We start from the raw sequence: 12,303 nt of genomic DNA, 5'->3' as shown, positions 1-12,303 counted from the left end.
GATAATGTCTAAGATGCGATGATTCTGGGTAAACACAATTAGAACGATTAAGTATATTTTTTATACAGAGGAGAGACGAACGATGACGAATACGGTTTATGATGTTATTGATACGGGTGTTCATTATTTAGTAAATATGTATGATAGTTGGAAAGTTGAAGATATTTTAGATCAAGATAGTGATGTATTTCCTAATAATATACATTGGCAATTCGGTCATGTATTAACTGTTTTTGAAAATGCATTATCTAAAGGTAATCAACATGTGGTTGATTTAGAACGTTATAGACAACTATTTGCACCAGGATCTAAACCAGCTGACTGGCCTCAAATTGAAGGTGGTGTGCCGAATATCGATGAGATTTTAAAAGATATTCAAACTATTCCTGAACGTGCAAGACAATTAACAGAAGAACAGTTAACACAAACACTTGATCAACCCATTGCAGGATTCTCCACAGTGGAAGGATTATTAATGTTAAATGCTATTCATATACCGCTTCACGCTGGTAAAATTGAAGAAATGGCACGTGTCATAAAACAACAATAATTCAACAATGCTTTTTGATAGTCTGGTTGTTAAAACAGTATCTTAGGCTATCAACATTTAAAGGATTTCACTTGTAAAGTGAGGTCCTTTTTTATGTCCTAAATCATCGAAAATGATTCTCAATTAATTACTCAAACCCTCTGTACATTCACTATAAATAGGATTATCCTAGTGGTGTATTAATGAATCTCCTAATAGAAAGAAAGAAGGAAACTCATTTTGGAAAATAATGTAAAATACAAAAAGTTTATTCTTCCTATTGTAGTTGGTTTACTCATATGGGCATTAACCCCTTTTAAACCTGACGCACTAGATACTCAAGCATGGTATATGTTTGCGATATTTGTCGCTACGATCATCGCTTGTATCACGCAACCTATGCCAATTGGTGCCGTATCTATTATTGGATTTACATTAACCGTTTTGGTTGGTGTTGTAGATATTAAGACCGCTGTCCAAGGATTCGGAAATAATAGTATATGGCTTATCGCTATGGCATTCTTTATTTCAAGAGGCTTTGTTAAAACGGGTTTAGGTCGTCGAATCGCACTGCAATTCGTCAAACTATTTGGGAAAAAGACCTTGGGCTTAGCTTATTCATTAGTGGGTGTCGATTTAATATTAGCACCTGCTACACCAAGTAATACTGCACGTGCCGGTGGTATTATGTTCCCTATTATTAAATCATTATCTGAATCATTTGGTTCAAGTCCTAAAGACGGTACAGAACGTAAAATGGGTGCCTTTCTCATCTTCACTGAATTCCAAGGTAACCTCATTACAGCAGCAATGTTCTTAACTGCAATGGCAGGTAATCCACTAGCTCAAAACTTAGCCGAAAAAACTGCGCATGTACATATTACGTGGATGAATTGGTTTTTAGCTGCACTTGTACCTGGACTAGTATCCTTAATCGTCGTTCCATTTATTATTTATAAAATGTATCCACCTACTGTAAAGGAAACACCCAATGCCAAACAGTGGGCTGAAAATGAATTAGCCAATATGGGACCTATCTCCATTGCTGAAAAATTCATGACAGGTATCTTTATCGTGGCATTAGCATTATGGGTAACAGGTAGCTTTATCCATGTTGATGCAACATTAACAGCGTTTATTGCGTTAGCATTACTGTTACTTACCGGTGTCTTAACATGGAAAGATATTTTAAATGAAACAGGTGCATGGAATACATTAGTTTGGTTCTCAGTACTTGTACTCATGGCAGATCAGTTAAACCAACTAGGATTTATTCCATGGTTGAGTCAATTGATTGCACATAGCTTACATGGTTTAAGTTGGCCAATTGTCATTGTGCTACTTATACTATTTTTCTTCTATTCACATTATTTATTCGCAAGTGCAACTGCACATGTCAGTGCGATGTATGCTGCATTATTAGGTGTGGCAGTCGCAGCCGGAGCACCTCCATTATTCAGTGCTTTAATCCTTGGGTTCTTCGGTAACTTATTAGCGTCAACAACACACTATAGTAGTGGTCCAGCGCCTATTCTTTATGGCTCAGGCTACATCACACAAAAACGTTGGTGGACAATGAATATCGTATTAGGATTCGTCTACTTTATCATCTGGATTGGCTTAGGCTCATTATGGATGAAATTAATCGGTATATTTTAATCAATTCAATATCAATTAAAAAATCATCACCTATACCACATATGCTTGGGTAAGGGTGATGATTTTTCTTATTCTGTAATTGGTCTTCTTTTCATTTTTAAATATTGAGATGTACTGTATAACACAATACCTATCCAGATAAAGATAAACGTAATCAATTGATTGATATCAAACGGTTCGTTAAATAAGAAGATACCTAAAACAAACATAATGGTTGGTCCAACATATTGGATGAACCCTGTTAAAGATAGTGGAATACGTTTTGCGCCTGCTGAGAATAGTATTAAAGGAATCGCTGTAATCGCACCAGAGAATAACAACCAGAACGATGACATGTTCATACCAAAGCTAAGTTGGTGCTGTTGCCATAAATAACCAACATAGATTAATCCTGCAGGAGCTGTGACAATACATTCTACTGTAATACTACTAATCGCATCGATATGGACAACCTTTTTCAATAATCCATAAATTCCAAATGAAAATGCCAACATGAGAGACACGATTGGGAATTCTCCTACTTTCAATGTCATGTAAAGTACACCAATAAATGCAAATAGTATCGCTAACCATTCAAATTTATTAAATCTTTCTTTTAGGAAAATGAGCGCTAATAAGATACTCACTAACGGATTAATATAATAACCTAAGCTAGATTGTAATACATGTCCATTCGTCACCGCCCATATAAACGTCCCCCAATTAATCGTTATCACATAACCAGCAACGACGATGGCTACAAGTTGTATAGGATGTGTCACCAATTGATTCACATCTCGAATAAATGCTTGTCTCTGATTCTTGCCAATCAATAAAATAAAAATCATGAATATCGCTGAAAAGATAATTCTAAAGGCTAAAATTTCAAATGCACCAATATGATGAATCAGTTCCCAATATATAGGCAAAATGCCCCATAAAACATATGCACCTAGTGCGAAAAATATGCCTTTTTTATATTCATTATTCATCAAAGTCCTCCCTTCACACGTCTCAATCGTTATAATAATATCAGTCTACTAATAAATGAATCAGAAAAACAATAGTTTGTTTATAAAAATACATCCCAACATATTGAACGCTTAATTCAACAATTGGGATGTTCATTCATATACTCATTATCAACGATTAAAGATAGTTTATTTAAGGACTCATAGTCAGTCATTAGCCACCGAAAAAGAGATCAATGATATCTGATTTTCTATTCTTATCATCTTTATAAAATTCCGTATAACCACAATTTTTACAAGTAATGGTTATAAAATTATTATGTTGTAAATCAAAAACTTTTGAGAGCCCTGAACCAGTTGCAGAAAGTGTGCCCTCTTCGACTTCAGTATGTCCGCATTTAACACACCCTTGATGTTCAACCATTTGTCATCTCCCCCTTTATTTAAAAACTTGTCATTAATCTATACCTGACAATATAATCATTCAAACGTTTAATCTATTAACCTTATTTAATTGAAATATTAATTAAATAATAATTAAAACTAATTTATTTTCGGCATAACATTTTTGTTACACCAATAAAATTTTCTATGCGTTTATCATCAATCGGAGTATGATTAATTATTATGTTTATCAGAAAGAGGGTATTATTTTGAAATCAATGCAACGACAATCATTAAGTTGGTTACCATACATAAGCATTGTCATCTTACTACACATTATTGGATTTAGCTTTTTATGGTTTGCAGGTAAAGATCATCATATTTTATTTGGCATGGGTATATTGGCATATACGTTAGGTTTACGTCACGCTTTCGATGCCGATCATATCGCTGCTATCGATAATACAGTTAGAAAGTTATTACAACAACGTCGCGACCCTGTAGGTGTCGGCTTTTACTTTTCAATCGGTCACTCTACCGTCGTATTTTTAATGGCAGTATTACTAGGCATATCAGTCAAATGGGCTAAAAGTGAATTACCCCATTTCCAAGACATAGGTGGTACGATTGGCACGTTAGTTTCCGGATTTTTCTTAGTTTTAATTGGTATCTTAAATTTAATTATTCTAGTATCTCTAGTTCAATTATTTATGAAATTACGTAAACAAAAAGGCATAGATGAAGAGGAAGTGAATGAACTTTTAGAATCTAGAGGCTTTATCACTCGATTTGTAGGAACTTACTTCAAAGTCATCAGTAGAAGTTGGCACGTATTACCATTAGGTTTCCTCTTTGGTTTAGGGTTTGATACAGCAAGTGAAATTGCATTGCTCGCGTTGTCATCTGGTGCTTCTCAACAAGCTATTTCATTTATAGGTATCTTATCATTACCTATTTTATTTGCAGCAGGTATGAGTTTATTAGATACCTTAGATGGTGTAGTGATGAAATCTGCCTACAACTGGGCATTCTTTAATCCTATTCGTAAAATCTATTACAACATTACAATTACAACCATTTCAGTTATCGCAGCTTTAATAATTGGCCTAATAGAATTGTTACAAATTATGGCTGATAAATTGGCGTTATCAGGTGGCTTTTGGTCACTAATTCAATCCATTCAATTTGACTATTTAGGTTATATTTTGGTTGGTTTGTTCTTAATCACATGGTTGATTTCAACATTGATTTGGAAATTCGGAAAAGTTGAGCAACGTTGGTCTTAAATCTTTGCTATTCCATTGATAACCACGTAAACTTAGCGCAACTAATCATTTAAATAAAAATAATCGGGGTATTCGTTCATGAATAAAAAAATCGCATTAATTACTGGGTCTTCAACAGGCTTAGGCTTAGAAACTGCTTCACTACTTGCTAAAAATGGATATAAAGTATACGCAACGATGCGTCATTTAGAAAAGCAAGATGGACTCATACAATTATCACAGCAAGACGGTATAGACTTAGAAGTCAAACAACTAGATGTTACAAACTTAGATCATATCAATCAAGTCGTTACTGACATTATCAATACTGAAGGTCGTATTGATATCCTTATTAATAACGCAGGTGCTGGCTTTGTTAAAACAACGGAACTCGCAACAGATGATGAAATCATGTGGCAATTGAATTTAAACTTAATGGGCGTCATACGTATGACAAAAGCAGTCTTACCATATATGAGAAATCAAAGAGAAGGTCGTATCATTAATATATCTTCTGTTGGCGGTCTTGTAGGTCAACCATTTAACGAAATTTATTGTGCAACTAAATTCGGTGTAGAAGGTTATACGGAAGCGATGGCTAGTTACGTTCAACCGGAATTCAATATTAAATTTACTCTCATTGAACCAGGTGGCATTCAATCAGAATTCACAAACAATGTGATGGCACAACTACAGTCTACGGGTGGTCTTAAAGATGATGAGTACAAGCCAATCCTTGATTCATACTTAGGTGGTCTTAAAGAGAATTATGGCGCGGGGTCATCTCAAACTTCTGAAGAAGTCGCTACCGTCATACTTAATACGTTAGAAATGGAAGAACCACCTATTCGTACTCGTACATCAGACTGGTCTGAAGCATTTACTGAACTTAAAACACAAGCTGATCCAACGGGTAAAGAACAACAACGTCGCGTTGTTAAATTATTAGGAAAATAGATTTACAACATAAAAGCAGTAGTAAGTCATTTTAAACACTGACCTACTACTGCTTTTTTAATTTATTTAATCAAGTTATATTTAGCCATACTATCAAGCGCTTCTAGAATTGCCTCTTCTTGTGTTCCAATTGGGCGCCAACCAAGTATTGATTTAGCGTGTTCGTTACTTACATTTCTATTCATATCAAGTAACAATTTACCTTCTTTAGCCTCTTTATTAAACTTCGCACCTAAACCTAATACAAAGTTAGGCAATTTCTTTGTAGATGTATGAGTAGCTAATTCAGGACGTTGATGTTTAATTAATTGGGCAATTTCTGGCATTGAAATTTGTCCGTCTGCCGTGGCGATAAATCGTTGGTTATTGGCCTCAGGTGTAGTCATCGCTAAAATGTGTAAACGCGCCACATCTCTGACATCAACTACATTTAATGGGATATTAGGCACACGTTTCAATGAACCATTAACGAGATTTTTAATAATATTAAAACTTCCGGATACGTGGCTATCTAATGATGGCCCTAACATTGCTACAGGATTAATCGTCGCAAATTCTAAATCATTATCCTTATTCTTAACGAAGTCCCATGCCGCCTTCTCTGCTAATAACTTAGATTTTTCATAAGCTGACAATCCCGGTTCATCTTGGTTTGTCCAGTTTTCTTCGGTAGTGACACTAGATTGATCTTTATTACTAAAACCAACAGCACCAAAGTTTGACGTCATCACTACACGTTTCACATTCGCTTTCTCCGCTGCTCTCAAAATTCGTTGAATACCTTCAATTGCTGGTCTAATGACTTCCGTTTCATCTTCCGGAATATCAAAAAATACTGGTGAAGCGACACTCAATACATATTTACAATCTTTCATCGCTTCATTCCAATGTTCATCCTTCGATAAATCCGCTTCTACAAATGATAATTTTTCAGTTTTTATGTGGTGATCATTTAATGTTTTAATTACTTGTTTCTTTTTATCTAAAGAACGTAACGTCGTACGTACCTCATAGCCATCTTTTAATAGTTCACTAATGATACGCATTCCTAAGAACCCGCTACCACCTGTGACCAAGACTTGTTCATTCATATTTAACCTCCTCAGGTTAACTTATTTGAGCTTTGATTATAACAGGTTATATGACATTCAACTAATTATATGAATATTACCAATGTTTTGTTATCATTTTAAATCAACCGAAATTTTATGAAATAAGCGTAAAAAATGGTATCTTAAAGTAATCTAATCACGATAAGCTATACAATGGCCTTATCTATTTACAAAGGAGGATACAACCTAATGTTCTTAGCTTGGAATGAAATTAAAAGAAACAAACTTAAGTTCAGTTTAATTATTGGGATTTTAGTACTCATAAGCTATTTATTATTTTTATTATCTGGACTTGCAAATGGGTTAATCAAAATGAATACAGAAGGCATTGAAAAATGGCATGCTGACGCTATTATTTTAAACAAAGATGCCAATCAAACCGTAGAACAATCTGTATTTGATCAATCCAAAGTGAAAGACAACTTCAAAAAAGCAACATCCTTGAAACAACAAGGTGTCATCGTTTCTAATAAACAAAAAGAAGAAAATGCCTTACTCTTCGGTGTGACATCTCATTCATTTTTAGTGCCAAAATTAGTTGACGGGCATCAAGTAAAAAAGACTAATGAAGTGGTGATTGACCAAACCCTTAAAGATAAAGGATTCAAAGTTGGCGATACATTATCAATGTCACAATCAGACGAGAAATTGAAGGTCGTTGGTATTACAGAAAGTGCGAAGTACAATGCATCACCAGTGATTTTTTCTAATAACAAAACGATTGAAAAGATCAATCCAGCGCTATCAAAAGATAAAACCAATGCCATTGTCGTGAAAGATAAAAATTGGAAGGATCATAAGCTCGATAGTGATTTAGAAGGCGTATCTATCAATGCATTTATTGAAAATTTACCGGGTTATAAAGCGCAAAATCTAACTTTAAACTTTATGATTTCTTTCTTATTTGTAATTTCAGCAACGGTTATCGGTGTGTTCTTATACGTCATGACGCTACAAAAGACTAATCTATTCGGCGTCTTAAAAGCACAAGGCTTCACTAATACCTATCTAGCTAAAATGGTATTAGCACAAACCTTTATATTGTCACTGATTGGTACGGCAATTGGACTGGGACTAACATTATTAACGAGCACTATCCTGCCTGACGCTGTTCCAATACAGTTTAATATCATCACACTACTTATATTTGGTATAGTACTCATCATTATTTCATTATTGGGAAGTCTATTTTCAGTCTTATCTATTAGAAAAATTGATCCATTGAAAGCAATTGGATAGAAAGGAGTATGCAAATGTTACAATTTAAAGCTGTCACGAAATCATTTAAAGATGGTAACCAAACCATAGAAGCTGTTAAATCAACTGATTTGTCGTTTAATCAAGGCGAACTCATCGCCATTGTAGGGCCATCTGGTTCTGGGAAAAGCACTTTTTTAACAATGGCAGGCGCATTACAAACACCTACTACGGGTGACATATGGATTAATCAACAAAATATTACCCAATTAAAACAAAAGGCCCTTGCCCGTATTAGAATTCAAGAAATTGGATTTATTCTACAATCCACTAATTTAGTGCCATTTTTAACGGTTAAACAACAATTTCAGTTACTTAAAAAGTATAAAAAAGATGTACTCAATAAAGATGAATATAAAGATTTACTAAATCAATTAGGCCTGACCGAAATAGAGAACCAACTCCCTAGCGAAATTTCAGGTGGTCAAAAGCAACGTGTTGCCATTGCCAAAGTAATCTATACTAACCCATCAATCATATTGGCCGATGAACCCACTGCTTCGTTAGATACAGACAACGCGATGGCCGTTATGAAAATCTTAGAACATCAAACAAAGCAACGAAACAAAACATGCATCATCGTTACTCACGATGAACGATTAACCCAATTCTGCGACAAAGTCTATCACATGCAAGACGGTGTGTTACAAGCCCAACAACAATCATGGTTCTGATTTAAAATCATTTCTACTATTTCAAACAATGTTGTTATAATAAAAACAAATTAACTATTGTGAGGTTTTAAAATGCTACGTACAATTGAAATGTTAGCGTGTGTGGTCGTTTGTTTATTAGCAATTGTCATGATTGTTTGGAATATCATCCATGGTTTTAGTTTATCTGTATTTATTCCATTTCTTATTATCGCATGTATTAGTATTTATTATTTTGTTAGAGCGTTTAAGGACAATCATAATTAAAACGAATCATTTTTCATATAAAAGTTGGACACATCATTAAAGTGTGTTCAACTTCTTTTTGTATATTAAATGTTTTTACATCAATTAAGTATTATTATTTTAATAAGTTGCTACAAAACTATTTATTTAATTTGTTTAATAGTATATATTAAAGTTATGAATAATAACGAGGTGACATAATGAATAATTATCAGTTTGAAAGACCAACAAACCGAGTTGTGGAAATGATTCTAGGCATTATGGGAAGTATTTTCGGTATGCTTGGTGGATTATTTGCGATTATGGTGGGTAGTATCGGTAATGAATTTGAGGCATCAGATAGTGGACAAGTTTTCGGACTAGGTGTCGCTGTCATCCTTACATGTATTATCACTTTAATCTTAAGTTGTATCATCAATAAGAAAAGAGTTTTAATGGGTGTTTTATTAGTAATTGGTGGCCTGTTAAACTTCATCTTTATCGGTTTCTTTGGTATCTTATCAGGTATTTTAATTTTAGTTGCTGGTATTCTGGCTTTAATTCGAAAATAGCAACGCACTGACCTTCATCATTCTATCGGATGAAGGTTTTATTTTTTATATTAAATTAATATCCCCTACAACATCAAATGTAATCAATAGCACAAATCACTTCAATAGCACTACTTTTTTATTTATACCAAATGATATTTGGTCATTTTTTATAATTTTGTGATATTATTTCATTAATAAGTGATATTTTAAGGGGAACATAGATGATCAGGGAACAATTAAGACCATTTCGTAATAAAAATGTCGTAGTCACTGGTAGAGTTGAATATGTAGGTTATAAAAATAAATTGAATCGCGATATTCCATATTTGCGCAATGTCAAAATCTTATTAAAAGATGTCCAAATTAATGGCGCTATGATTGACCATATATGGCTTTTTGAAAGGCAAAAATATTATGACATTGGGTTTTCACTTCTTTATAAAAAAGTAAAATTCAGAGCAACTGTAGTACCCTATTTAAAAGTGGGAGAACACTGTTTCAAAGAAGATTACGGTATCCAACGAAAAAGTCGATTGATGACTGAAGCAGAATATAATGACAACAAACCTTTTATTAAATAACTTCTATCATACATTAATGCGCATGTTATCTAAGTACTTCACGTACTCCTAGATACATGCGCATCTCATTATTCTTTCATTTTTGATTTTCTAGCTTGTTGTGCACGTTGCCATTCTCCTAATAACATAAATAATCCCATAATTGTTAAGAAGATGATAGGCATTAATCCTAATTCAAAATAATTCATCATATAACCATATGTGACACCTACAACTAATACAACTGGCATAATTAAACCTAATATTTTACTACCTGTTCGAGATAAAAAATATTGCAACGCTAAAATGATGACATAAATAATAACAGGAAAGAAAATACTCAAAAATTTCAACGTGCTATTCCGTCCTTTCGTTAAAATTTAAAAATACTTCATTCATCTCTTTATTCATCATTACATTTATATCATTTCACATGCAACCCTCTATAGCGATTCAACGTACCTATCAGTTCTTGTTTACGTGGTAAGGCTAAATTACCTGGATGACCTTGATGATGTGACATCGCCTCTAACCCTTGTTCGTCAATCAATTGATAAATAGCATCGACTATCTCTACAATCGTCTGCTCGTTATTCACCTTATGACGTTGCATATAATCTAACATCATTGCCAAACAATTAGTCTGACTATCATCTACTAATTGTTCTAATCCAGATATATCAATCGCCTCTTTACCATACATCACTGCATGTTGGCCTTTTCCTTTTAATCGACCGTCTTTACCCTTTTTAGTAAAACTTGACGTAAGTGGGACTCTTGACGGGATGTTACCAAATGATTGTTGTGAAATCATATCTCGTTCATATCCAGTGGAATGTGCTATTGCCTTAGCTTCTTCAGTGACATCTTTGAGTACATATTCATCCATCATCAGTACTTGATCAGCCACTTCAAAGTAATCGCCTGATCCACCTACAATTAAAATAGTCGATACATCATAGTCATCATATAATGGTTTCACTTTATTTGAAAATGGTGTAATGGGTTCTTTCTCGGGCGCTATTAACTTTTGCATACGGCCATCACGAATCATAAAATTCGTAGCCGAGGTATCTTCGTCAATTAACATTACTTTTGATTGTGCTTCAAGTGCTTCCATGACATTGGTGGCTTGTGATGTACTACCACTTGCATTATCTGTTGAAAATTGACTTGTGTCTTTTTTACCTGGTAGGTGATCAATAAATGGTTGTATATTAACTTTTTCAACGCTACGACCGTCTTCAGCGCGAATCTTCATTGCACTGTCGTTGGTAATAACATATTCTCGTCCATCACCTGCAATATGGTCATAGACACCTCTCTCTAATGCTCGTAATAATGTTGACTTACCATGATAGCCACCACCCACAATAAGGGTAATGCCTTTAGGTATTCCCATACCCTTCACCGCTTCACCAAACGGCACATGCATAGTCGTCTCAAATGACTTAGGACTTATAAATGATTTAGCCTTGGACATTGGTCCATCAGATATACCACTTTTCCTCGGTAATATGGCACCATTAGCTACAAATGCGATAAGTCCTTGTTGCTCGAGTTGCGCTCTAATATAAGTTTGATTTAATTTTAATTCAACCTGTTGTTTTAAAGATGCTTGATCAATTTGTTGATAGTTAAGTGCTTGAGATACAAGCTGAGGTAATAGTTCGGTCAGTGTTATTGCTGCAGCTTTGCCTAATATTTTGCGTCCTGCAGCTGGAAGACCTACCTCGAGACGCACTTCTATATTATTGTTGTTAATTACTACTGATGTTCTTTTCAACATTTCTTGACCACAACGATCGATCAATAGCTTGTGTTGTCCTTTTGATTTAGAAACTAACGATTTCAATACATGTGTGACATTTCTTGTTAAAAAGTCAGCAACAGCTACACGCTTTTCTTCAGTATCTAAATATTTATCTGGTATCTCTACAATATCTCTATCAATGATTAATCTTATTTTAGATGGCGGCGCATATGGATCCACTTGTATATGATCAATGGCTAATTGAAAGTCATTAAAATCATAGACATTTTTAATACGTTTATAAGCACCGTACTTTTGACCATCTAATTGAAATAATGTCTTTTTTAAGTCTTGTGCTTGTTTCATTAATCATTCTCCTTAGTATTTGAATCATCTATTCATTCATACTACCCGATAGCCATTTTCCACTAAACACATAAAAGCC

The 12,303-nt window shown here is 34.2% G+C and carries 14 protein-coding genes; 9 read left to right on the top strand and 5 right to left on the bottom strand.

Going from position 1 to position 12,303, the window contains the following annotated elements; genetic code table 11:
* Positions 1-82: 82 nt before the first annotated feature.
* The gene (locus tag EL082_RS00795) at positions 83-550 is read left to right on the top strand and encodes a DinB family protein (protein ID WP_103286340.1); all 468 of its coding nucleotides are present in this window, start codon (positions 83-85) and stop codon (positions 548-550) included.
* Positions 551-769: 219 nt separating this feature from the next.
* Positions 770-2,188, top strand: coding sequence for an anion permease (locus EL082_RS00790; protein WP_002466590.1), 1,419 nt, complete (start codon positions 770-772; stop codon positions 2,186-2,188).
* A 68-nt stretch (positions 2,189-2,256) separates the two neighbouring features.
* Here EL082_RS00790 and rarD read toward each other — a convergent pair whose 3' ends face one another.
* Both rarD and EL082_RS00780 read right to left on the bottom strand, forming a co-directional pair.
* Positions 2,257-3,159, bottom strand: a complete 903-nt coding sequence (rarD, locus tag EL082_RS00785) for an EamA family transporter RarD (protein WP_103286341.1) — start codon at positions 3,157-3,159, stop codon at positions 2,257-2,259.
* A 193-nt stretch (positions 3,160-3,352) separates the two neighbouring features.
* A complete protein-coding gene (locus EL082_RS00780; RefSeq protein ID WP_002466596.1) occupies positions 3,353-3,562 on the bottom strand; it encodes a zinc ribbon domain-containing protein in 210 nt (69 codons plus the stop codon).
* A 190-nt stretch (positions 3,563-3,752) separates the two neighbouring features.
* On the opposite strand from EL082_RS00780, the gene EL082_RS00775 reads away from it, so the two are divergent.
* Together EL082_RS00775 and EL082_RS00770 are read left to right on the top strand one after the other, a co-directional pair.
* Complete coding sequence (locus EL082_RS00775; RefSeq protein WP_103286342.1) at positions 3,753-4,808, top strand: HoxN/HupN/NixA family nickel/cobalt transporter; 1,056 nt, start codon at positions 3,753-3,755, stop codon at positions 4,806-4,808.
* 78 nt (positions 4,809-4,886) lie between these two features.
* Positions 4,887-5,744, top strand: a complete 858-nt coding sequence (locus EL082_RS00770; RefSeq protein ID WP_103286343.1) for an SDR family oxidoreductase — start codon at positions 4,887-4,889, stop codon at positions 5,742-5,744.
* Between the two features lie 62 nt (positions 5,745-5,806).
* Here the strand turns inward: EL082_RS00770 and EL082_RS00765 are convergent, their stop codons facing one another.
* Positions 5,807-6,835 carry an SDR family oxidoreductase gene (locus tag EL082_RS00765; RefSeq protein WP_103286344.1) on the bottom strand — a complete coding sequence of 343 codons (1,029 nt, stop codon included), beginning with the start codon at positions 6,833-6,835 and terminating at the stop codon, positions 5,807-5,809.
* 210 nt (positions 6,836-7,045) lie between these two features.
* Here EL082_RS00765 and EL082_RS00760 point away from each other — a divergent pair, with 210 nt between their 5' ends.
* The 5 genes from EL082_RS00760 (at position 7,046) to EL082_RS00745 (ending at position 10,126) form a co-directional block, all read left to right on the top strand.
* A complete protein-coding gene (locus EL082_RS00760; protein WP_115265195.1) occupies positions 7,046-8,095 on the top strand; it encodes an ABC transporter permease in 1,050 nt (349 codons plus the stop codon).
* 14 nt (positions 8,096-8,109) lie between these two features.
* Entirely contained in the window at positions 8,110-8,787 is a 678-nt protein-coding gene (locus EL082_RS00755; protein WP_103286346.1) for an ABC transporter ATP-binding protein, read from the top strand.
* Positions 8,788-8,859: 72 nt separating this feature from the next.
* Entirely contained in the window at positions 8,860-9,033 is a 174-nt protein-coding gene (locus EL082_RS11870; protein ID WP_023374294.1) for a hypothetical protein, read from the top strand.
* A 179-nt stretch (positions 9,034-9,212) separates the two neighbouring features.
* Positions 9,213-9,563: a DUF4064 domain-containing protein gene (locus EL082_RS00750; RefSeq protein ID WP_103286347.1), complete on the top strand. Its 351-nt coding sequence runs from the start codon at positions 9,213-9,215 to the stop codon at positions 9,561-9,563.
* Positions 9,564-9,766: 203 nt separating this feature from the next.
* Positions 9,767-10,126 carry a hypothetical protein gene (locus EL082_RS00745; RefSeq protein WP_047211278.1) on the top strand — a complete coding sequence of 120 codons (360 nt, stop codon included), beginning with the start codon at positions 9,767-9,769 and terminating at the stop codon, positions 10,124-10,126.
* A gap of 68 nt (positions 10,127-10,194) precedes the next feature.
* On the opposite strand, the gene EL082_RS00740 is transcribed toward EL082_RS00745, so the two are convergent.
* Together EL082_RS00740 and EL082_RS00735 are read right to left on the bottom strand one after the other, a co-directional pair.
* Entirely contained in the window at positions 10,195-10,458 is a 264-nt protein-coding gene (locus tag EL082_RS00740) for a hypothetical protein (RefSeq protein ID WP_002466695.1), read from the bottom strand.
* Positions 10,459-10,529: 71 nt separating this feature from the next.
* On the bottom strand, positions 10,530-12,224 hold the full coding sequence (locus EL082_RS00735; protein ID WP_103286348.1) for an ABC-ATPase domain-containing protein: 1,695 nt from the start codon (positions 12,222-12,224) through the stop codon (positions 10,530-10,532).
* Positions 12,225-12,303 lie beyond the last annotated feature (79 nt).

Source organism: Staphylococcus warneri, from assembly GCF_900636385.1.
GTDB classification, from domain to species: domain Bacteria; phylum Bacillota; class Bacilli; order Staphylococcales; family Staphylococcaceae; genus Staphylococcus; species Staphylococcus warneri.
This window is presented reverse-complemented; position numbering and strand designations above follow the sequence as displayed.

Bases quoted from the DNA above. Each gene is read 5' to 3' on its own strand.
- EL082_RS00795 (WP_103286340.1), top strand. From the start codon at position 83: ATGACGAATACGGTTTATGATGTTATTGATACGGGTGTTCATTATTTA.
- EL082_RS00755 (WP_103286346.1), top strand. From the start codon at position 8,110: ATGTTACAATTTAAAGCTGTCACGAAATCATTTAAAGATGGTAACCAA.
- EL082_RS00770 (WP_103286343.1), top strand. From the start codon at position 4,887: ATGAATAAAAAAATCGCATTAATTACTGGGTCTTCAACAGGCTTAGGC.
- EL082_RS00750 (WP_103286347.1), top strand. From the start codon at position 9,213: ATGAATAATTATCAGTTTGAAAGACCAACAAACCGAGTTGTGGAAATG.
- EL082_RS11870 (WP_023374294.1), top strand. From the start codon at position 8,860: ATGCTACGTACAATTGAAATGTTAGCGTGTGTGGTCGTTTGTTTATTA.
- rarD (WP_103286341.1), bottom strand. From the start codon at position 3,159: ATGAATAATGAATATAAAAAAGGCATATTTTTCGCACTAGGTGCATAT.
- EL082_RS00760 (WP_115265195.1), top strand. From the start codon at position 7,046: ATGTTCTTAGCTTGGAATGAAATTAAAAGAAACAAACTTAAGTTCAGT.
- EL082_RS00780 (WP_002466596.1), bottom strand. From the start codon at position 3,562: ATGGTTGAACATCAAGGGTGTGTTAAATGCGGACATACTGAAGTCGAA.
- EL082_RS00735 (WP_103286348.1), bottom strand. From the start codon at position 12,224: ATGAAACAAGCACAAGACTTAAAAAAGACATTATTTCAATTAGATGGT.
- EL082_RS00765 (WP_103286344.1), bottom strand. From the start codon at position 6,835: ATGAATGAACAAGTCTTGGTCACAGGTGGTAGCGGGTTCTTAGGAATG.
- EL082_RS00775 (WP_103286342.1), top strand. From the start codon at position 3,753: ATGATTAATTATTATGTTTATCAGAAAGAGGGTATTATTTTGAAATCA.
- EL082_RS00745 (WP_047211278.1), top strand. From the start codon at position 9,767: ATGATCAGGGAACAATTAAGACCATTTCGTAATAAAAATGTCGTAGTC.